This is a genomic window from Verminephrobacter eiseniae EF01-2, from assembly GCF_000015565.1.
GTDB lineage: Bacteria > Pseudomonadota > Gammaproteobacteria > Burkholderiales > Burkholderiaceae_C > Acidovorax > Acidovorax eiseniae.
The window spans coordinates 808,439-828,069 of the sequence record NC_008786.1 but is presented as its reverse complement, the minus strand read 5'-3'; the positions used below and the strand labels follow the sequence as shown (position 1 = coordinate 828,069).

Sequence of the window (19,631 nt, the reverse complement as noted above, 5' to 3'; positions counted from 1 at the left end):
CGGGGCGGCAATGGCCGGGCGCAGCATGTCACCCCAAGGCGCTGCCACGGCTGGCGCGCGCCGCAGACCCGCAGCGGGATCGACGGCAGCGGTGCCGGGGTGGGAGCGCTGTGCGGCATCGGGCGGCCCTATTCGCCGCGCTGGCGCAGTTGCGGGTTCAGCGCGTCGTTCAGCCCTTCGCCGATCAGGTTGATCGCGAGCACGGTCAGCAAGATCGCCAGGCCAGGCCAGACGCTCATCCACCAAGCCTGTCTGAGCATGGTGCGCGCGGCGCCGATCATGTAGCCCCAACTCATCATGTTGCGCTCGCCCAGCCCGAGAAAGGACAGCGCCGACTCGGTCAGGATGGCCGTGGCCACCATGAACGAGGCGGTGACGATGATCGGCGACAGCGCGTTGGGCAGAATCTGGCTGGCAATGATGCGCAGCGGCTTTTGCCCTGTCACCACGGCGGCCTGCACGAACTCGCGCTGTTTCAGGCTCATGAACTCGGCGCGCACCAGCCGCGCCACCGGCGGCCACGACACGACGGCAATGGCGCCGACGATGGTGACCAGCGAGGGGCTGAAGATGGCCACGATCACCACCGCCATCGCCAGTTGGGGAATGGTCTGGAAGAACTCGGTCAAACGCATCAGCGCATCGTCGATGCGCCCCCCGCCATAGCCGGCCACCGCGCCGATCAGGATGCCGAACACCAGCGCGACCAGGGTCGATACCAGGCCCACCAACAGCGACACACGGGCGCCGTAGAGCATGCCGGCCGTGATGTCGCGCCCCAGCATGTCGGTGCCCAGGGGCAGCGCGGCGTCGGTAAAGGGGGCGATCAGCGGCGCGGCCACCATGGTCCAGGGCGAGTCCTCGTAGAGCAGTGACGCAGTGGCGGCCAGGAACAGCACGACCAGCAAGATCAACACCCCGAACAGCGCGCCGTAGTTGCGCGCAAAGCGGCGCAGGAAGGCTTTCATGCGGGTGCTCCCTGGCTGGCGGCGATGCGCGGATCCACCAGGCGGTAGACGATGTCGGTCAGCAGATTGAAGACCACCACCAGCGCCGAGGTCATGACGAAGATGCCCAGCAGCAGTTGATAGTCGCGCTGCAGCAGCGCATCGAACATCAGCCGGCCAATGCCGGGCCAGGCGAACACGGTCTCGGTGAGCACGGCCCCGCCGGCCATCTGGCCCAACTGTATGCCGGCGAAGGTGATCACCGGCAGCAAGGCGTTGCGCAGCACATGCACCCGGATCACCCGCCGGGCGGGCACGCCCTTGGCGCGCGCGGTCTTGATGAAATCCATGCCCATCACCTCCAGCATCGACGCCCGGGTCAGGCGCACGTAGATGGCCATGAAAAAGCTGCCGAGCGACAGCGTGGGCAGCACCATGTGCCGGCCTATGTCCAGCACGCGATCGATGCCCGCCAGGTTGGCGCCGATCGATTCCATGCCGAAGGCCGGCAACCAGCCGAGCACCACCGAGAACAGGATGATGGCCATCAGCGACAGCCAGAACAGCGGCGTGGCATACAGCAGCATGGCGCCGGACACCAGCACGCTGTCGAGCCAGCGGCGGCGATTCTCGTAGCGGGTGCGGGCGGCCAGCACACCCAGCGCCACGCCCGCCACGATGGAAAACACGAAGGCGCTGCCCATCAGCAAAAAGGTGGCCGGCAAGCGGTCGAGGATCAGATCCAGCACCGGCAGCCGGTTGCGGTACGAATATCCGAGGTCCATCTTTGCAACGCCCCAAAGGTAGTGGCCCAGTTGCACGGGCAAAGGCCGGTCCAGGCCGAACTGCTCGCGCAGTTGCTGCACGAAGACTTCATCGCCCGCCCCGGCCTCGCCCGCCAGCACGGTGGCCGGATCGCCGGGCGCCATGCGTATCAGGAAGAAGTTCAGGATCACGACACCGAGCACCACCACCAGGGCCTTGGCGAGTCGGGAAACAAAAAAGGACAGGAAACTCATCGGCACTCCATGCATGTGGCAAAGGGCACGGCCGGGGTCGGTGCGGCCACGCCGGTCTGCGACGGGCACCAGAGCGACTGCGCCACCCCGGGGGGAATTGGGAACCGGCGCGGCATGGCCGCGCCGGGGTGCTCATTTTTTGTCGATATAAACCTTGTCGAAAGACTCGTTCAGGCCGATGGCGGTGGTCACCAGGTTCTTCACGTTGGCGCGGGAGAGCGTGGGGAACTCCAACTCCATCAGGTAGACGTTGGCGACCTCCTGCGTCAGCAGCTTTTGCAGCTCGCTGTAGACCCGCTGGCGCTCGGCCGGATCGAGCGTGGCGCCGCCGCGCTGCCAGAGCGCATCGGCCTTCGGGTTGCTGTAGCCCTGCACGTTGACGAAGGGCGAGCCTTTGACGATGTGGTTGCTGCGGTACAGGCGCTCCACGCCCAGTGCCGGGTCGCCGTACTGGTAGGTATAGGAGGAGGAGATGTCGAAGTCCCAGTTGCCCACACGGGCCGCCCAGCCGCCGGCATCAGAGGACTCGATGCTGGCCTTCAACCCCAGGCCCTCCAGCATCTGCCGGAGATATTCATTGAGCCGATCCCAGTTGGCACCGTAGGAACTGGCGAGAATCTTCACCGGGTAGCGGCCCACCTCCACGCCCGACTCCTTGATCAGTGCACGCGCCTTCTTCAGGTTGAACTCGAACACCGGCGTGTCGCGGTCGTAGAACCGGGTGGCGGACGCGAACGGCCCGGTGGCCGGTTTGCCCTGGCCGAAAAAGATGTTGTCGACGATGAGTTGGCGGTTCAGCGCATGCATCACCGCCTGGCGCACCTTCAGGTTGTCAAACGGCGGCTTGCGCTGGTTGAGCATGATGTAGGCCAGCGGCGAAAACAGTTCCCAGCCCCGGGTCGTGTAGTCCACGCCAGGGATGGTGCGCAGCCGCTTGACATCCACGTTGTCCACGTCGCCGCCGCGCAGCACCTGCACATCGCCGCGCTCGAAGGCCACGGCACGCGAGGCCGAATCGGGGATGACGTGAAAGACCAACTCGTCGAGATAGGGCAGGCCCTTCTTCCAATAGCCGGGGTTGCGCACCAGTTTGATGTAGGCGCCCTTTTTCCATTCCTTGAACATGAACGGGCCGGTGCCCACCGGCTGCTGGTTGGCCGGGTTCTTGTGGTAGTCCCGGCCTTCGTAGAGGTGCCGGGGCATCATCGGCATGGTGCCGGTCTCGAACATCATGATGAACGGCGGAAACGGCTCCTTGAGCTTGATCTCCAACTGGTGATCGCCCACGGCGCGCACCGAGGCCATGTATTTGTTGAGCACGGCGCGGGTGCGCACATGCACCTCGGGCAGCATCGTGCCGATGGAAAACGCCGCATCGGCGGCAGTGAACGGCTTGCCGTCATGCCACTTGACGCCGCTTGCCAACTGGAACGTATAGGTCAGGCCATCCGGTGAGATCGTCCAGCTTTGGGCCAACTCGGGCTGCGGCTTGAAATCCGCGCCGTAGGTCAGCAAACCTTGGTACATCTTGCCGGCCACATATTGGGTTGGCGCCAGCGAGTTGATGGCACTGACCAGCACGGGCGGCTCGGGCTGGGCGATGAGCGACAAGGTGCCGCCCCGTGTCTGGGCCTGCGCCGGCGCGGGCAGCGCCATTGCGGCGGCGATGAAAGCCGCCAGGGCGAACCCGTAGCCATGGCGCAGGGTGCGCAGGGCGCGTCGTGCTGCGGATTGCATGATGAAAACCTCCTCGGATGCGGCTGCCGGCGGGCGCTGGGGACGATGGGACGACGGGGAAACTCAGCCACGCACAGGCTCGGTGCCACACCATTGCTGCAAAAAGAGCGCGAAGGTCGTGGCCACACGCGACATGCTGGCCAGGGACACTGCTTCGTCGATGCCATGGATGTCGCGCGCCTCGGGCCCGTAGCAGGTCACCGGGCTGTCGAGCATCAGGCGGAAATGGCGCGCGTCGGTGGTGGCCGTGGTGGCCACCCGTGCCACAGGGCTGCCATGCACCTGCTGGTGCGCAGCGGCCAGCACCTGCAGCGCGGGTTGGTCGAGATCGAAGCTGCAGCCCGGCGCGTGAAAGCCCTGGTAGCGTATCTCCACCTGCACGCCGCCGCCCAACGGCGCCAGTGCGGCGTGCACGCGCGCCGCAACGGCGGCCTTGGCGTCATCGACCGCCATGTCCGGATAAAAACCGATGCGCACATCGAGCCGGCATTGGCAGGGCACGGACGAGGTCCACTCGCCGCCCTCGATGCGGCCGAAGTTGAAGTTCAGCGGGTGCGGGTGTTCGCGGTAGGACGGATGCCGGTTTTCGGGCCGATTCCACTCGGCCTCCAGTTCGCGCAGCCCGGCGATGATCGCGATGCCCGCAGCGATGGGGTCGGCGCCCTGGCTCATCATGGCGGCATGCGCGGGTCTGCCGGTCAGCGTCAGTTGCATCCAGAACACGCCGACCTGCGCGTCGATCATCTGCTCGCCCATGGGTTCGGGAATCAGCACCGCGTCGAACGCGCCGAGCCGGCTGCGGGCCAGCATTCCCGTCATCGCCCCGGTCGCTGCTCCGGTCGTTGCTGCGCGCAGCGCCACGATCGAGGCCAGGGTTCCGTTGCCGGTGCATTCCTCCTCCAGAACCCAGTTGAACCCGACCTGGCCGGCCGGCTGGACACCGAGTGCGCGCAGGGCCTTGAAGGCCGCCAGCGCGCAGACGATGCCGCCCTTCATGTCGCCGGCTCCGCGTCCGTACAGCCAGCCATCCTCGACCACGGGCATGTAGGGTGGCCGGCGCCACATCTCCTCGGGGCCGGGCGGGACCACATCCAGGTGGCCATTGAACAGGACGGAGCGCCCGCCATGCCCGCCAGCGTGGATCGCCAGCAGGTTGTAGCGACCGCCGTCGGCGCAGCAGGCCGGGGAATAAAGGGGCAGGTGCTCCAGCGCCCGGGCCTGCAGCACGATGCGCTCGCTGGCCAGGCCAAGCCCGAGCATCAACTCCTCGGCAACCATGGCTGCCGGCGTTTCGGCCCCGGACGGACTGGCCGCGCGCACCAACTGATCGAGGCTGTCGACCATGTAGGGCTCCAGCGCCTGCACCGCTTGCGCGATATCGGCACTGGCCAGTGGCTTGCGGGAGGGCAGGGAGTTGGTCGTCATATCGGCTCCACGACAGATGAAACGGGCGCGGCCCACGCCGGGGACGCCGCGCCATCGGCTGTGCCAGGCCGCTGGCGCCGCCCCCTCGAGGGGAAGGCGTCGCAGGCCGGCGGCGGGTGTTTGGCTTGCGGCACGCTGTCCGCGAAATCTTCCCGCAACCGGGCCATGACGGCGATCAGGTGCGCAGACATCGCGTGGCGCGCCCTGATCGGGTCCCGCTCCAGGATGGCATCGGCGATGCGGTCATGCTCTATCGCGGCCAGGCCCCAGACCTTGCGGTCGACGAAATGCTTGCCGAGCCGCTCGTAGACCGGACTCGCCTCGGCCAAATTCCACAGATGCAGCACCACGGCCTCCAGGGCGGCGTTGCCGCAGGCGGCCGCGATGGCGGCATGGAAGGCGCGGTCCAGATGCTTGCCAGCGCCCGCATCCGACAAGGCCCGCTGCGCCTGCCGGACCTTCGCCCGCTGCCCCTGCGTGCCCTTGCAGGCCGCATAGGCCGCGCATTCGGGCTCGATCAACAGCCTGGCCTGCAACAGTTCGAATGGCCCGATGCCGCTGGCGCTGTCGGCGATGCCGGGTGCGTTGCCCGAGGCCGCAAGCGCCGGCGTTCCCGGCCCGCGTGCCGTCGTCACATAGACCCCGCTGCCCACCCGCACCTCGACATAGCCGCTCAACTCCAACGCGATCAGGGCCTCGCGCACCGACGAACGGCTGACCTGCAACAGCTCGGCCAGTTCCCGTTCGGCGGGCAGGCGGCTGCCCACGGGGAATCCGCCGGCGCGGATCTTTTGTGCGATGCGTTCGGCGATCAGGCGATACAGGCGTTGGGCGGAAACGGCTTCCAGATGGAACATGTGTCAGCTTTTGATTGGATCAATGGTCAGGCCAATCGAGCGTAATGGGTTCTGCGGAAATCGGTGCACGGGGTTTTCCATTGATCGGGCGCTTTCCGCGATGGATGCTTTCAGCGCAGTGGACGGTTGCGGGAGCATGTATCAAAAAATGTGCCACCGTCATTTCTGGTGTCCGTGCACATGCCACCGAATGCGCCACCGAATATGCCACCGGAGGGGCCACCGAACGAGCCACCGCAGGAGATCCGGCGCCGCGCCGGTGAATACTGCCTGGATGGCAAGGACGGCCGGCCCCTCGGAGCCGCGCTGCGTCAACGCCCGGGGGCCCCTTCCCGCACGGCCATTACACTGGGGGGCGCCATACACCACTACCATCCCGCCCCAGCCTCCGGCCGCGCTGCGCGGGCCTGAGATCGGGCCGCACCGTTTGCCCCAGGTCCTGCCATGTCATTCTCACTTGCATTCCATCCCCGGCTGCTGGACACGCTGCGCAGCTACGACCGAAGCCGCTGGCTGGCCGATGTGGGCGCGGGCGTTACCGTCGGCATCGTGGCGCTGCCACTGGCCATGGCGTTTGCGATTGCCAGCGGCCTGCCGCCCGGGGCCGGGCTGTGGACGGCCATCATTGCCGGCTTTCTGATCTCGGCCCTGGGCGGCACCAATGCCCAGATCGGCGGGCCGGCGGGGGCCTTCATCGTCATCGTCTACGACATTGTCGAGCGCTACGGCGTGGCCAATCTGCTGATCGCCACGGCCTGCGCGGGCGTGCTGCTGCTGCTGCTCGGGTTTTTCCGGCTGGGCACGCTGGTGCGCTTCGTGCCGGTGAGCATCGTCATCGGCTTTACCAACGGCATTGCCGTGCTGATCGCGTTGTCGCAGGTCAAGGACTGGCTGGGCCTGTCCATCACCCACATGCCGGGCAATTTCTTCTCGCAACTGCGCACGCTGACGCAGCACATCGACAGTTTCAACCCCTACGCATTCGGTCTGGGCACGGCCTGCGTGCTGGGGCTGTTCGTCTGGCCCCGGCTGACGATGAAAGGCTCGCCGGTGATGCAGGTGCTCGAACACCATACCGTGCGCCACTTTGCGCGTCTGCCCGCGCCCGTGGTGGCGCTGGTCACGCTCAGCCTGCTGGCCAAGGTGTTGGAGTTTCCGGTAGAGACGATCGGCTCGCGCTTTGGCGGCATTCCGCAGGCGCTGCCGGCCTTCGCCCTGCCCGATTTCTCGTGGGCGACGGTGCGCCTGCTGGTCACGCCCACCGTCACCATCGCGCTGCTGGGCGCCATCGAGTCGCTGCTGTGCGCCCGCGTGGCCGACCAACTGAGCACCGACGCGCAGTACAAAAAGCATGACCCGAACCAGGAATTGATAGCCCAGGGCCTGGCCAACCTGGTGGTGCCATTTTTTGGCGGCATGCCCGCCACCGGCACCATTGCCCGCACGGTGACCAATATCCGCGCCGGCGCCACCTCGCCGATCGCCGGCATAGTGCATGCGCTGACCCTGGCGCTGATCGTGCTGGTGGCAGCGCCGCTGGCCTTGCACATTCCGCTGGCGGTGCTGGCCGGCATCTTGCTGTTTGTCGCCTGGAACATGGGCGAATGGCATGAGTTCATGCGCCTGCGCCGCTTCAGCAACCACTACCGGCTGCTGATGCTGGGCACGTTCTTGCTCACCGTGGTGTTCGACCTGACCGTGGCCGTGGAGGTGGGCCTGTTCATGGCCTGTGCGCTGTTCGTGCGGCGCATGAGCGCATTGTTTCGCGTGGAGCGCCAGCCCGAGCCGGGCACCGATACCGATACCGACACCGGCACCGGCACCGGCATCGATACCGACGCGCCGGCGACGCCCCCCCCGCAACGCCCCTGCGCCACCTGGCGCCTGCATGGCGCGCTGTTCTTTGGCGCGGCCGCCAAGATCGACCCCATCGTGCAGGCCGTGGAAACCGGGCCGCCGGGAATCGACCTGGTGCTCGACGCCAGCGAGTTGGTGGCATTGGACACGACCGGGCTCGACGCCCTGGCGCAGATCCTCAAGGCCGTGACCGCGCGCGGGGGGCGGCTATCGGTGATCCATCTGCACGAGCAACCGCGCTCGCTGATAGCGCGCTCAGGCTTTGGCGCACAACTGGCAGCGCAGGGGCTGCCGCCGGACGGGCCTGAAATCATCGATCCCTGCGCAGACGCAAGGGACAGGGAGTGATTTCCGGCGCAACGCACTGCTGCGCGCAGGAATCACATCCGGTGCTTCAAAAACGCACTCCGTGATGGCCGCGCCAACGCCCTGATCCGAGCGCGCCACGCGGCAAAGAACGCACACTCTGCGGCGATTGTTTCTTCCATCTGCCCTGCGCAAACGACGCGAACGCGCTGCATCGGGTCGGTCTTTCACCGGGCATGTCGCGTTTTCACAGGCCGCCCAGGCCGCCCAGGCCGCCCAGGCCGTAGCGATGTGCTGGCCGCATTTCATCGGGCGTCGAGCGCGCAGGCACGGCCGCTTCCATGGCCTTTCATGACTTTCGCCGCCGTGGGCCTGGGCCTTGCCGCGCCCTGTTGCAACGCTCCATCCGATGGCCCGCACCGTGGATCGACCCGATCCGGTCGTCGTTGGTGCCGGCTTCGATCGGTGGATCGGTGGCTCAGTGGCTCAGTGGTTCAGTGGTTCAGTGGGAATGGCGCGGCACGGCGGCACCCCGGCAGCCGACCAGGAAGTCGAAGTCGCAGCCCTCGTCGGCTTGCAGCACATGGTCGACATACAGGCGCTGGTAGCCGCCATGGCCGCCCCTGTCGGATGCGTTCGGTGCGGCCAGGCGCGCGGCCAGTTCGGCGGCGCTGATGTCCAGGTGCAGCCGGCCCCGAGCGCAGTCGAGCTCGATGAAGTCGCCATCGCGCACGGCGGCCAGCGGCCCTCCGGCGGCGGCTTCGGGCGCCACATGCAGCACCACGGTGCCGTAGGCCGTGCCGCTCATGCGGGCGTCGGAGATGCGCACCATGTCTTTGACGCCCTGGCGCAGCAGCTTCGGGGGCAGGCCCATGTTGCCCACTTCGGCCATGCCGGGGTAGCCTTTGGGGCCGCAGTTTTTCATGACCATCACGCAACTGGCGTCGATGTCCAGGCTGTCATCGACGATGCGTTCCTTGTAGTGCTCCAGGTTCTCGAAGACCACGGCGCGGCCCCGGTGCCGGAGCAGTTCGGGCGATGCCGCCGAGGGCTTGAGCACCGCGCCGCGCGGCGCCAGGTTGCCGCGCAGGATGCAGATGCCGCCGTCGGCGACCAGCGGCTGGCTGAGCGGGCGGATCACCTCGTCGTCGTACTGGGGGGCCTGGCGCACGTTGTCCCACAGGGTTTTGCCGTTCACGGTGAGTGCCTCGGGGTGCGGCAGCAGGTGGTTTTCGCCCAGGCGGCGCAGCACGGCGGGCAGGCCGCCGGCGTAGTAGAACGCTTCCATCAGGAAGCGGCCCGAGGGTTGCAGGTCGACCAGGGTGGGGGTGCCGCGGCCGATGCGCGTCCAGTCTTCCAGGTCCAGCGGTACGCCGATGCGGCCGGCGATGGCCTTGAGGTGGATGACCGCGTTGGTCGAGCCGCCGATGGCTGCGTTCGTGCGGATGGCGTTCTCGAACGCTGCGCGGGTCAGGATTTTCGACAGCGTCAGCTGCTCGTGCGCCATCCCGACGATGCGCTGGCCCGACATGTGCGCGAGCACGTAGCGGCGCGCGTCGACGGCGGGGATGGCGGCGTTGTGCGGCAGCGAGGTGCCCAGCGCCTCGGCCATGCAGGCCATGGTGGAGGCCGTGCCCATGGTGTTGCAACTGCCGGCCGAGCGCGACATGCCCCCTTCTGCGGCCAGGAATTGGTGCAGATCGATGGCGCCGGCCTTGAGCGATTCGTGCAACTGCCACACCGCCGTGCCCGAGCCGATGTCCTTGTTTTCCAGCTTGCCGTTGAGCATCGGGCCGCCGGTGACGACGATGGCCGGAATGTCACAACTGGCCGCGCCCATCAGCAGGGCCGGCGTGGTCTTGTCGCAGCCGGCCAGCAGCACCACGGCGTCGATGGGGTTGCCGCGAATGGCTTCTTCCACGTCCATGCTGGCCAGGTTGCGCGTGAGCATGGCGGTGGGGCGCAAATTGGATTCGCCGTTGGAGAAAACCGGAAACTCCACCGGAAAGCCCCCGGCCTCGTAGATGCCGCGTTTGACATGCTCGGCGAGCTTGCGCAGGTGCGCGTTGCAGGGGGTCAGTTCCGACCAGGTGTTGCAGATGCCGATGATCGGGCGGCCATCGAACGCATGGTCCGGGATGCCCTGGTTCTTCATCCAACTGCGGTGCATGAAGCCGTTCTTGTCGGCGTTGCCAAACCATTCGGTGGAGCGGAGCTTGCGTTGCGGGGGCGTCATGGTGGGCAGGAGGGAAAGGTCGGGGGGAAAGGGATGGTGGCAAAAGGGTATGGCAGGGGCGGGTGGGCCGGCCGGTCGGGTCCGGGCCCTGCGCGCCGGTGCCGCGCGGCCCGGCCGCTGGTACGGTCGATGGTCCGTGGGGGCGGCTCAGACCTTGTTCTTGTTGTAGACATCCACCAGCACGGCGGCGAGCAGCACCACGCCCTTGATGACTTGCTGGTAGTCGATGCCTATGCCCAGGATGGACATGCCGTTGTTCATCACCCCCATCACGAAGGCGCCGATCACGGCGCCCATCACCTTGCCCACGCCGCCCGATGCGGAAGCGCCGCCGATGAAGCAGGCGGCGATCACGTCGAGCTCGAACCCCAGGCCGGCCTTGGGCGTTGCGGTGTTCAGGCGGGCGACGAACACCAGTCCCGCCAGTGCGGCGAGCACGCCCATGTTGACGAAGGCATAAAAGGTCAGGCGCTCGGTCTTGATGCCCGAGAGCTTGGCCGCCTTCTCGTTGCCGCCCAGCGCGTAGATGCGCCGGCCTATGGTGGTGCGGCTGGTGATGAACTCGTACAGCATGATCAGCAGCGCCATCACGATCAGCACGTTGGGCAGGCCCTTGTACGACGCGAGCAGGTAACTCAGGTAGCTGAGCAGTGCCGCGAACAGCGCCGTCTTGGCCAGGAAAAAGAGCGTCGGCTCGGCGCGCACGCCGTGCTTGATGCGATTGGCATGGCCGCGCACGGCGACCACGGTCAGGGCCGCCGCCAGCGCCAGGCCCAGGGCCATGGAAGTCAGGCGCAGGCCCGGCGCGCCGGAGATATCGGGGATGAACCCCGAGCTGAGCCGCTGAAAGGCATCCGGGAAAGGCCCCACCGACTGCCCGGCCAGCAATGTCATTGCCAGGCCCTTGAAGACCAGCATCCCGGCCAGCGTCACGATGAAGGACGGGATGCGCGAGAAAGCCACGAACCACCCTTGCATTGCGCCAATCAGGCCGCCGCACAGCAGGCAGGCCAGCATGGCGGGCACGAAGTGCCATTGGTGCTGCACCATCAGCACCCCCGCCAGCGCGCCGATGAAACCACAGACCGAGCCTACCGACAGGTCGATATGCCCGGCCACGATCACCAGCAGCATGCCCAGCGCCATGATGACGATGTAGCTGTTTTGCAAAATCAGGTTGGTCAGGTTCAGCGGCTGCATCAGCGTGCCGCCGGTCATGTACTGGAAGAAGGCCATGATGGCCACCAGCGTGATCAACATGCCGTATTCACGGAAGTTGTGCTTGATGTGCTCCAGCGCCAGTGTGCGTGGCGCAGCAGCCGGGCTGGGGGTGGCGTGGGGCGTGGTGGAGTTCATGTCAGTCAGAGGCTTTTCACGATGGCGCGCATGATCGATTCCTGGGAGGCCTCGGCAGTCGGCATCTCGGCCACGAAGCGACCTTCATTCATCACGTAGATGCGGTCCGTGATGCCCAGCAACTCGGGCATCTCCGAGGAAATGACGAGCACGCATTTGCCCTCGTCGGCGAGTTGGGCGATCAGGGTGTAGATCTCGAACTTCGCGCCCACGTCGATGCCACGGGTCGGCTCGTCCAGGATCAGCACCTCGGGGCCGGTGAAGAGCCACTTGGACAGCACCACCTTTTGCTGGTTGCCGCCCGAGAGGTTCAGGGTCTTTTGGTTCATGCCGGAGCAGCGGATGCGCAGTTTGGCGCAATAGTCCTGTGCCACCCGGTGCTCGCGCCCATGGTCGATCACATGCGCGGTGGACACGCCTTGCAGGTGGGCCAGCGAGACGTTGAACTGAATGTCTTCGTTCAGCACCAGGCCGTTGCCCTTGCGGTCTTCGGTGACATAGGCCAGCCCATGGCGCACGGCCTTTTCCACCGTGCTCACGTCGACCGTCTTGCCATGCAGGCGCACCTCGCCGTGGATGCGATGCCCCCAGGAGCGCCCGAAGATGCTCATCGCCAGTTCCGTGCGGCCGGCGCCCATCAGACCGGCGATGCCGACGATTTCGCCGCGCCGCACATGCAGGTCGATGCCCTGTATGAACGCGCGGTCGCTGCGCTGCGGGTGCTGGGCGTGCCAGTTGCGCACCTCGAACACGGTCGCGCCGATCTTGGGCACGCGCTGCGGATAGCGGTCGGCCATCTCGCGCCCGACCATGGCCTGTATCACACGGTCTTCGCTGACCGGCCCGGCACAGCAGTCCATGGTTTCCACCGTGCTGCCGTCGCGCAAGATGGTGATCTGGTCGGCCACCCGGGATATTTCGTTGAGCTTGTGGGAGATCAGGATGCAGGTGATGCCCTGGCCCTTGAGTTCGAGCAGCAGGTTCAGCAGAGCCTGGCTGTCGTTTTCGTTCAGGCTGGCGGTAGGCTCGTCCAGGATCAGCAGCCTGACCTTGCGCGACAAAGCCTTGGCGATCTCGACCAATTGCTGCTGGCCCACGCCCAGGTGGGCGACCAGGGTCTCGGGCGATGCCTGCAGCCCCACTTTGCGCAGCAGGGCCTGTGTCCGGCTGTGCGCGGCCATCGCGTCGATCACGCCGCAGCGGGCGGTCTCGTTGCCCAGAAACACGTTCTCGGCAATCGACAGCAGCGGCACCAGCGCCAATTCCTGGTGGATGATGGCCACGCCCAGGCGCTCGCTGTCGGGGATGCCCTGAAACCGGCGCTCCTGCCCGTCAAAGATGATGGCGCCGCTGTAGCTGCCGTGCGGATAGACCCCGGACAGGATTTTCATCAAGGTCGATTTGCCAGCGCCGTTCTCGCCCACGATGGCGTGGATCTCGCCCGCGCGCACGCGCAGATTCACCTTGTTCAGCGCAACCACCCCGGAGAAGGTTTTGCGGATGTCCCGCATTTCGAGCAGCATGATCGGCCTCCGGCCTCTGGCCACTGGTGGCAGTTACCGGAGTTGGGATTCCTTGTAATAGCCGCTGTCGACCAGCACGGTTTTCCAGTTCGATGCGTCCACGGCCACCGGTTTGAGCAGGTAGGAGGGGACGACCTTGGCGCCGTTATTGTAGGTCTTGGTGTCGTTGATCTCGGGCTGCTTGCCGGAGAGCACGGCATCGACCATGTTCGCCGCGACCCGGGCCAGATCGCGCGTGTCTTTGAACACGGTGGAGTACTGCTCGCCCTTGATGATGGCCTTGACCGAAGGAATGTCGGCATCCTGGCCGCTGACCACCGGGCACGCCTGCCCGGCCGTGCAGTAGCCCAGGCCCTTGAGCGAAGACAGAATGCCGATCGACAGCAGATCGGCGGGCGACAGCACGGCGTGCAGCTTGTCCTTGCCATAGTAGGCCGACAGCAGGTTGTCCATGCGCGCCTGCGCGGCAGAGCCATCCCAGCGCAATATGCCGACCTTGTTCATGCCCATTTGCTTGCTGCGCACCACCAGTTTGCCGCTGTCGATGTAGGGTTGCAGCACGCTCATCGCACCGTCGTAGAAGAAGAAAGCGTTGTTGTCGTCGGGCGAACCGCCGAACAGTTCGATGTTGAACGGCCCCTTGCCCTGCTTGAGCCCGAGCTTGTCGACGATGGAATGGGCCTGCAGCACGCCGACCTGGAAGTTGTCGAAAGTGGCGTAGTAGTCGACATTCTTCGAGCCTTTGATCAGGCGGTCGTAGGCGATGACCTTGATGCCCTTGTCGGCCGCGCTTTGCAGCACCTGCGCCAGCGTGGTGCCGTCGATCGAGGCGATCACCAGCACCTTCGCGCCCTTGGTGATCATGTTCTCGATTTGCGCCAGTTGGGCCGGAATGTCGTCCTCGGCGTATTGCAGATCGGTCTTGTAGCCGCGCTCCTTGAGCGCCTTGACCATGTTGTCGCCATCGGCGATCCAGCGCGGCCCGGACTTGGTGGGCATGGCGATGCCGATGCTGCCCTTGTCCTGCGCGCAGACCGGCGGCGCAGCGCCGAAAGCCGCCAGGGCGAGGATGGCCGCAGCGGCTTTGCCAATGGCATGTTTCATGGTTTTGTCTCCTGATGGTTGATGTGCCAGGGAATGCGCAACTGCCCGCAAGGGGCAGCTACTGCGTGGCTTGAACACGGGCCGGATTTTCTACCGGATCTGGGACTCCTTGTAATAGCCACTGCCGACCAGCACGGTTTGCCAGTTCGATGCGTCCACGGCCACCGGCTTGAGCAGGTAGGAGGGGACGATCTTGACGCCGTTATTGTAAGTCTTGGTGTCATTGATCTCGGGTTGCTTGCCGGAGAGCACGGCATCGACCATGTTCGCCGCGACCCGGGCCAGCTCGCGCGTGTCCTTGAACACGGTGGAGTACTGCTCGCCTTTGATGATCGACTTGACCGAGGGGATTTCCGCATCCTGGCCGCTGACCACCGGGCAAGCCTGCCCGGCCGTGCAGTAGCCCAGGCCCTTGAGTGAGGACAGGATGCCGGTGGCCAGCGCGTCGTTGGGCGACAGCACGGCGTGCAGCTTGTCATTGCCGTAGTAGGCCGACAGCAGGTTGTCCATGCGCGCCTGCGCGGCAGAGCCATCCCAGCGCAATATGCCAACCTTGTTCATGCCCAGTTGCTTGCTGCGCACCACCAGTTTGCCGCTGTCGAGATAGGGTTGCAGCACGCTCATCGCACCGTCGTAGAAGAAGAAAGCGTTGTTGTCGTCGGGCGAACCGCCGAACAGTTCGATGTTGAACGGCCCCTTGCCCTGCTTGAGCCCGAGCTTGTCGACGATGGAATGGGCCTGCAGCACGCCGACCTGGAAGTTGTCGAAAGTGGCGTAGTAGTCGACGTTTTTCGAGCCTTTGATCAGGCGGTCGTAGGCGATGACCTTGATGCCCTTGTCGGCCGCGCTTTGCAGCACCTGCGCCAGCGTGGTGCCGTCGATCGAGGCGATCACCAGCACCTTCGCGCCCTTGGTGATCATGTTCTCGATTTGCGCCAGTTGGGTCGGAATGTCGTCCTCGGCGTATTGCAGATCGGTCTTGTAGCCGCGCTCGTGCAGCACCTTGACCATGTTGTCGCCGTCGGCGATCCAGCGCGCCATCGACTTGGTGGGCATGGCGATGCCGATGCTGCCCTTGTCCTGCGCGCAGACCGGCGGCGCAGCGCCGAGGGCGGCCAGAGCCAGGCCGAGCATGGCGGCCTTGAGCGCTGCACGCCGGGGTTGGCCGCGCCCGCGCGCCCGGGGTGCGCAGGCAAGGGTGGTGGCGAGGGGGTTGCTGTCTGGTTGCATGATCGATGTCTCCTGGAGGTCATGGATGGGCGCTTGTGGGACCAGCCCGGGACCCGTCCCTGTGGCGCTGCCCGGTGCGCACCATGGTTATCGGCAGTTTCTGGCGAAACTTTTGCGGCCGCCCGACCGACCCGTAGTCCGGCAGTCCGGGTCCGACGGGCGCGAGGCCCCGTACTTTTTGGCGGCCCGGATTGGCCTGTGCTTGCGGGGCGTCTGCCGCAGGGCCATCGCCTCGGCATGTGCCACCGGATGCCGCGCTGCTGTCGCCACCGTTGCCGCTTCGGCAGCCGCAAAGCCCCGGCGCGCTTGGCCAGCCGCCGCTCTGGCCACGGCCTGTCAGGCCCAGCCCGCGTCGACCTTGAATTCCTGGGCCGTGCACATGGCGGCATCGTCGGAGGCCAGGAACAGCACCATGCGGGCGATGTCATGCGCTTGCAGCCGATCGGGCAGGCATTGGTTGCGCCGGATCTCCTGCTCGCCCTCGGCGTCGAGCCACAGTTTGATTTGCCGCTCGGTCATCACCCAGCCGGGCGATACCGTGTTGATGCGGATGCGGTCCTGGCCCAGGGTTTTGGCCAGCCCGCGTGTCAGCCCGTTCACCGACGCTTTGGCGATGGTGTAGCAGGCAAAGCCGGGGGTCTTGCTTTGCCAGCTCACGGAGCCCAGATTGATCACCGAACCGGCGCCGAGCCGGCGCATGCCGGGCACGACCGCCTGAATGGCAAAGAAGGCGGGGCGCTCGTTGACCGCCATGCGCTCGTCATAGTAGGCGGGCGTGACGGACTCCAGGCTGTGGCGATCGTCGTTGGCCACGTTGTTGACCAGCACCGAGAAGTCGCCCAACTGCGCCGCCGCGTCGCCGATGCTGGCCTGCAGCGCCGCCACGTCGCGCACATCGCAAACGCGCCACCAGGGACGGGGGTGGCCGGCATCGGCCAATTGCTGCGCCAGGCTTTCGCTCGCCGGGCGCGCCACATCCACGAAAGCCACCCGGGCCCCCTGCCGGGCAAACGCCGAAACGATGGCGGCCCCGATGCCACTGCCGCCCCCGGTGACGAAGACGGCGCGGTTGGCCAGGCTCGGAAAATGCGCGAACCCACTGGCCTGGTCGGCGGGGGCAGGGGGCAAGGGGGTGGCGAGATGGGACATGGCAGGGTGATCGGGAGGGTGGCCGGGAGGAAACACGAACAAAGGCAGGCCGCACTGTGCGTCGACAAGGCCGCCGGCGTCAAGGGCCGGTGTCCGGGGGCTGGCGTTCCGGCAACCGGCTCTTGCCGCAGCCCGGGGTGGTTCAGTAGGTTTCCAGATGCAGGCGTCCTTCACGCTGGAGCGCCGCCCCCGCCTGGTTCCAGTCCATGCCCGCTTCCTGCGCAATGTCGCGCAAGGCCAGCACCACGCCTTCTTCCATGTCCCTGAGACCGCAGACATAAAAGTGACTGCCCTCATCGCGCAGCAGGGCGGCCAGGTCGGCGGCGCGTTCGCGCATCAGGTCCTGCACATGGCGCTTGGCCTGCCCGGCAGCGCGGGAGAAGGCCAGGTTGATGTCGATGAAGTCCTTCGGCAGGCTTTGCAAAGGGCCAAAATACGGCAGTTCCTGCTGGGTGCGGGCGCCAAAGAAAAGCATCAGCCGGCCGCCTTCGAAGCGGCCGCTGTTGCGCAGTCGCCGGCGCCACTCGGTCATCGCGCGCATCGGGGCGCTGCCGGTGCCGGTGCAAATCATCACCAGGTGCGAGCGCGGGTGGTTGGGCATCAGGAATGAGTGGCCAAACGGGCCGATCACCTGCACCCGCTCGCCCAGCTTCAGGTCGCACAGGTAGTTGGACGCGACGCCGCGCACCGGCTGGCCGGCGTGGTCGCTGGTCACGCGCTTGACGGTCAGGGCCAGGTTGTTGTAGCCGGGCCGCTCGCCGTTGCGCGGGCTGGCCACCGAGTACTGGCGGGCGTGATGCGCCTTGCCCGAGGCCGAGCTTCCCGGGGGGATGATGCCGATGGACTGTCCCTCCAGCACCGGAAACGGCATGCGGCCGAAGTCGAGCACCACATGGTGTGTCTGGCTGTCGAAACCCGCTTGCGTGCAGTTGAAGTTGCCCACCACCGTGGCCGTGGCCGGGCTGGCAGGGGTATGGAGCTGGGTGTAGGGATGCGCCGCCGACCAAGGCGGGGTCGTCGCGCCGTAGGGTGTGGCGCGAAAAACCCGGGTTCCGGGTCCGAGCGCCAGCGCCGACCGGGCCGATGCGCTGCACGCCTGCGCGCCGCCCGGCTGCGGCGCCTGGCTGGCCCATTGCTGCGGCGGGACCTCGGGCGGCAGTTGCTCCCAGGTCAACTGCTCCTCGATCGGATAAGCGCGTGCCAGCGGTAGCTGGCGCCAGTTGTCTATGGCCCCGGTGGGGCAGGGCGGTATGCAGGCCAGGCAGGCGTTGCACAGCTCGGCCCGGACGACATAGTTGTGCTCGTCATGGGTGATGGCGTTGACCGGACATGTCGCTTCGCAGGTGTTGCAACGGATGCAGATTTCGGGGTCGATCAAGTGCTGCCTGATGACCTGCGCGATGGCGGCCGGGTCCATGGCCGGCTCAGCCGAAACGCACGTACTCGAAGTCCACCGGCTGCCGGTTGATGCCGATCGCCGGCGGCGCAATCCAGCCCGCGAATCGGCCGGGCTCGACCACGCGGCCCATCAGCGATGCCACGAAGGCCAGGTCTTGCGCCGTGGGCAGCCATTGCGGCTGGCACGCCTGCCACTCCTGCTCGCTCAGCACCCGGCCGTCGGGGGACATCCGGATGCCTGCCAGTGCCCCGATCCGGCGGTTGAAGGCTTTGTGCGGCACGCTCAGGCGCGTCGCGCAACCGGCCTTTTCCAGCAGCTTGTTCCAGCGGGCGACACCGGCCACCGAGTCCTTGATGAAGTCGTCGCGCAGCACTTCGTTGAGCGCGTTGAGCATCGGCACGTCTTTCTCGATGAGTTGGCCTGCGCGCACTTCCAGCACCTTGTAGGTCTGCCCTTGGAGGACATGGTCGTCCGTGCGCTTGCCTTCTTCATGGCGGCCCTTCAGGCCCGTGCTGTAGAACGTGGCGGCATTGCTCGACTGGTCGGCGCCAAAGAGGTCGATGGTGACGCTGTAGTGAAAGTTCAGATAGCGCTGTACGGTGCCCAGGTCGATGGCGCCGGCAGCGCGGACTTTGTGCGGGTCGTCCGTTTTGAGCTGGCCCATCACCTGCGCGGTGCGCGCGAGCACGCGCGCGACGCCACTCTCGCCGACGAACATGTGGTGCGCTTCTTCGGTGAGCATGAACCGGGTGCTGCGGGCCAGCGGATCGAAGGCGCTTTCGGCCAGGGCCGACAACTGGAACTTGCCGTCGCGGTCCGTGAAGTAGGTGAACATGAAGAACGCCAGCCAGTCGGGGGTCTTCTCGTTGAAGGCGCCCAGGATGCGCGGATGGTTGGCGTCGCCCGCGCTGCGCTGGAGCAGGGCCTGGGCCTCTTCGCGCCCGTCGCGCCCGAAATGCTTGTGCAGCAGATACACCATGGCCCACAGGTGGCGGCCTTCTTCGACATTGATCTGGAACAGATTGCGCAGGTCGTACAGGCTCGGGGCGGTCAGGCCCAGGTGGCGCTGCTGTTCGACCGAGGCCGGCTCGGTATCGCCCTGGGTGACGATGATGCGGCGCAGGTTGGCGCGGTGCTCGCCCGGCAGGTCCTGCCAGACCTTCTCGCCCTTGTGGTCGCCAAAGTGGATCTCGCGCTCGGCGGCGCCCGGGTTCAGGAAGATGCCCCAGCGATAGTCGCGCATCTTCACATGGCCGAACCGGGCCCAGCCGTCGGGCTCCACGCTCACGGCGGTGCGCAGGTAGACCTCATGCTGGCTGGAACTGGCCGGCCCCATGTCGTCCCACCAGTCGATGAAGTGGGGCTGCCAGCCTTCGAGCGCGCGCTGCAATGTGCGGTCTTCGCCCAGGTTCACGTTGTTCGGAATTTTCTCGCTGTAATCGATCGTGCTCATGATGCAGTGCTCCTTTGCAGTGCCGGGGTTTGT

The 19,631-nt window shown here is 66.3% G+C and carries 14 protein-coding genes; 1 reads left to right on the top strand and 13 read right to left on the bottom strand.

Features of this window, described 5'->3' with window-relative positions; all coding sequences use genetic code 11:
• Window positions 1-128: 128 nt before the first annotated feature.
• The 5 genes from VEIS_RS03665 to VEIS_RS03645 all read right to left on the bottom strand — a co-directional run bounded on the left by VEIS_RS03665 (window position 129) and on the right by VEIS_RS03645 (window position 5,985).
• The gene (locus tag VEIS_RS03665) at window positions 129-968 is read right to left on the bottom strand and encodes an ABC transporter permease (RefSeq protein WP_011808543.1); all 840 of its coding nucleotides are present in this window, start codon (window positions 966-968) and stop codon (window positions 129-131) included.
• Window positions 965-1,966, bottom strand: a complete 1,002-nt coding sequence (locus tag VEIS_RS03660; protein ID WP_011808542.1) for an ABC transporter permease — start codon at window positions 1,964-1,966, stop codon at window positions 965-967. The genes VEIS_RS03665 and VEIS_RS03660 overlap by 4 nt, the downstream gene beginning before the upstream one ends.
• Window positions 1,967-2,098: 132 nt before the next feature.
• Entirely contained in the window at window positions 2,099-3,703 is a 1,605-nt protein-coding gene (locus VEIS_RS03655; RefSeq protein WP_011808541.1) for an ABC transporter substrate-binding protein, read from the bottom strand.
• A gap of 63 nt (window positions 3,704-3,766) precedes the next feature.
• On the bottom strand, window positions 3,767-5,128 hold the full coding sequence (locus tag VEIS_RS03650; protein WP_011808540.1) for an ArgE/DapE family deacylase: 1,362 nt from the start codon (window positions 5,126-5,128) through the stop codon (window positions 3,767-3,769).
• Entirely contained in the window at window positions 5,125-5,985 is an 861-nt protein-coding gene (locus VEIS_RS03645; protein ID WP_011808539.1) for a FadR/GntR family transcriptional regulator, read from the bottom strand. The genes VEIS_RS03650 and VEIS_RS03645 overlap by 4 nt, the downstream gene beginning before the upstream one ends.
• Window positions 5,986-6,429: 444 nt before the next feature.
• Here VEIS_RS03645 and VEIS_RS03640 point away from each other — a divergent pair, with 444 nt between their 5' ends.
• The gene (locus tag VEIS_RS03640; protein WP_011808537.1) at window positions 6,430-8,190 is read left to right on the top strand and encodes a SulP family inorganic anion transporter; all 1,761 of its coding nucleotides are present in this window, start codon (window positions 6,430-6,432) and stop codon (window positions 8,188-8,190) included.
• Between the two features lie 460 nt (window positions 8,191-8,650).
• Here the strand turns inward: VEIS_RS03640 and VEIS_RS03635 are convergent, their stop codons facing one another.
• From VEIS_RS03635 to boxB, 8 genes are all read right to left on the bottom strand, one after another.
• Window positions 8,651-10,384 carry an IlvD/Edd family dehydratase gene (locus tag VEIS_RS03635; RefSeq protein WP_011808536.1) on the bottom strand — a complete coding sequence of 578 codons (1,734 nt, stop codon included), beginning with the start codon at window positions 10,382-10,384 and terminating at the stop codon, window positions 8,651-8,653.
• A gap of 147 nt (window positions 10,385-10,531) precedes the next feature.
• Window positions 10,532-11,740, bottom strand: coding sequence for a multiple monosaccharide ABC transporter permease (gene mmsB, locus VEIS_RS03630; RefSeq protein WP_011808535.1), 1,209 nt, complete (start codon window positions 11,738-11,740; stop codon window positions 10,532-10,534).
• A gap of 5 nt (window positions 11,741-11,745) precedes the next feature.
• A complete protein-coding gene (gene mmsA, locus VEIS_RS03625; protein WP_011808534.1) occupies window positions 11,746-13,263 on the bottom strand; it encodes a multiple monosaccharide ABC transporter ATP-binding protein in 1,518 nt (505 codons plus the stop codon).
• 33 nt (window positions 13,264-13,296) lie between these two features.
• Window positions 13,297-14,367: a multiple monosaccharide ABC transporter substrate-binding protein gene (gene chvE, locus VEIS_RS03620; protein ID WP_011808533.1), complete on the bottom strand. Its 1,071-nt coding sequence runs from the start codon at window positions 14,365-14,367 to the stop codon at window positions 13,297-13,299.
• 90 nt (window positions 14,368-14,457) lie between these two features.
• Window positions 14,458-15,501 carry a multiple monosaccharide ABC transporter substrate-binding protein gene (chvE, locus tag VEIS_RS03615; protein ID WP_041950489.1) on the bottom strand — a complete coding sequence of 348 codons (1,044 nt, stop codon included), beginning with the start codon at window positions 15,499-15,501 and terminating at the stop codon, window positions 14,458-14,460.
• Between the two features lie 432 nt (window positions 15,502-15,933).
• Entirely contained in the window at window positions 15,934-16,746 is an 813-nt protein-coding gene (locus VEIS_RS03610; protein WP_011808531.1) for an SDR family NAD(P)-dependent oxidoreductase, read from the bottom strand.
• 142 nt (window positions 16,747-16,888) lie between these two features.
• Window positions 16,889-18,163, bottom strand: a complete 1,275-nt coding sequence (boxA, locus tag VEIS_RS03605) for a benzoyl-CoA 2,3-epoxidase subunit BoxA (protein WP_011808530.1) — start codon at window positions 18,161-18,163, stop codon at window positions 16,889-16,891.
• 7 nt (window positions 18,164-18,170) lie between these two features.
• Complete coding sequence (gene boxB / locus VEIS_RS03600; protein WP_011808529.1) at window positions 18,171-19,598, bottom strand: benzoyl-CoA 2,3-epoxidase subunit BoxB; 1,428 nt, start codon at window positions 19,596-19,598, stop codon at window positions 18,171-18,173.
• Window positions 19,599-19,631: the final 33 nt, after the last annotated feature.

Coding starts and splice junctions, on each gene's coding strand:
- VEIS_RS03665 (WP_011808543.1), bottom strand. CDS start 968: ATGAAAGCCTTCCTGCGCCGCTTTGCGCGCAACTACGGCGCGCTGTTC.
- VEIS_RS03660 (WP_011808542.1), bottom strand. CDS start 1,966: ATGAGTTTCCTGTCCTTTTTTGTTTCCCGACTCGCCAAGGCCCTGGTG.
- VEIS_RS03655 (WP_011808541.1), bottom strand. CDS start 3,703: ATGCAATCCGCAGCACGACGCGCCCTGCGCACCCTGCGCCATGGCTAC.
- VEIS_RS03650 (WP_011808540.1), bottom strand. CDS start 5,128: ATGACGACCAACTCCCTGCCCTCCCGCAAGCCACTGGCCAGTGCCGAT.
- VEIS_RS03645 (WP_011808539.1), bottom strand. CDS start 5,985: ATGTTCCATCTGGAAGCCGTTTCCGCCCAACGCCTGTATCGCCTGATC.
- VEIS_RS03640 (WP_011808537.1), top strand. CDS start 6,430: ATGTCATTCTCACTTGCATTCCATCCCCGGCTGCTGGACACGCTGCGC.
- VEIS_RS03635 (WP_011808536.1), bottom strand. CDS start 10,384: ATGACGCCCCCGCAACGCAAGCTCCGCTCCACCGAATGGTTTGGCAAC.
- mmsB (WP_011808535.1), bottom strand. CDS start 11,740: ATGAACTCCACCACGCCCCACGCCACCCCCAGCCCGGCTGCTGCGCCA.
- mmsA (WP_011808534.1), bottom strand. CDS start 13,263: ATGCTGCTCGAAATGCGGGACATCCGCAAAACCTTCTCCGGGGTGGTT.
- chvE (WP_011808533.1), bottom strand. CDS start 14,367: ATGAAACATGCCATTGGCAAAGCCGCTGCGGCCATCCTCGCCCTGGCG.
- chvE (WP_041950489.1), bottom strand. CDS start 15,501: ATGCTCGGCCTGGCTCTGGCCGCCCTCGGCGCTGCGCCGCCGGTCTGC.
- VEIS_RS03610 (WP_011808531.1), bottom strand. CDS start 16,746: ATGTCCCATCTCGCCACCCCCTTGCCCCCTGCCCCCGCCGACCAGGCC.
- boxA (WP_011808530.1), bottom strand. CDS start 18,163: ATGGACCCGGCCGCCATCGCGCAGGTCATCAGGCAGCACTTGATCGAC.
- boxB (WP_011808529.1), bottom strand. CDS start 19,598: ATGAGCACGATCGATTACAGCGAGAAAATTCCGAACAACGTGAACCTG.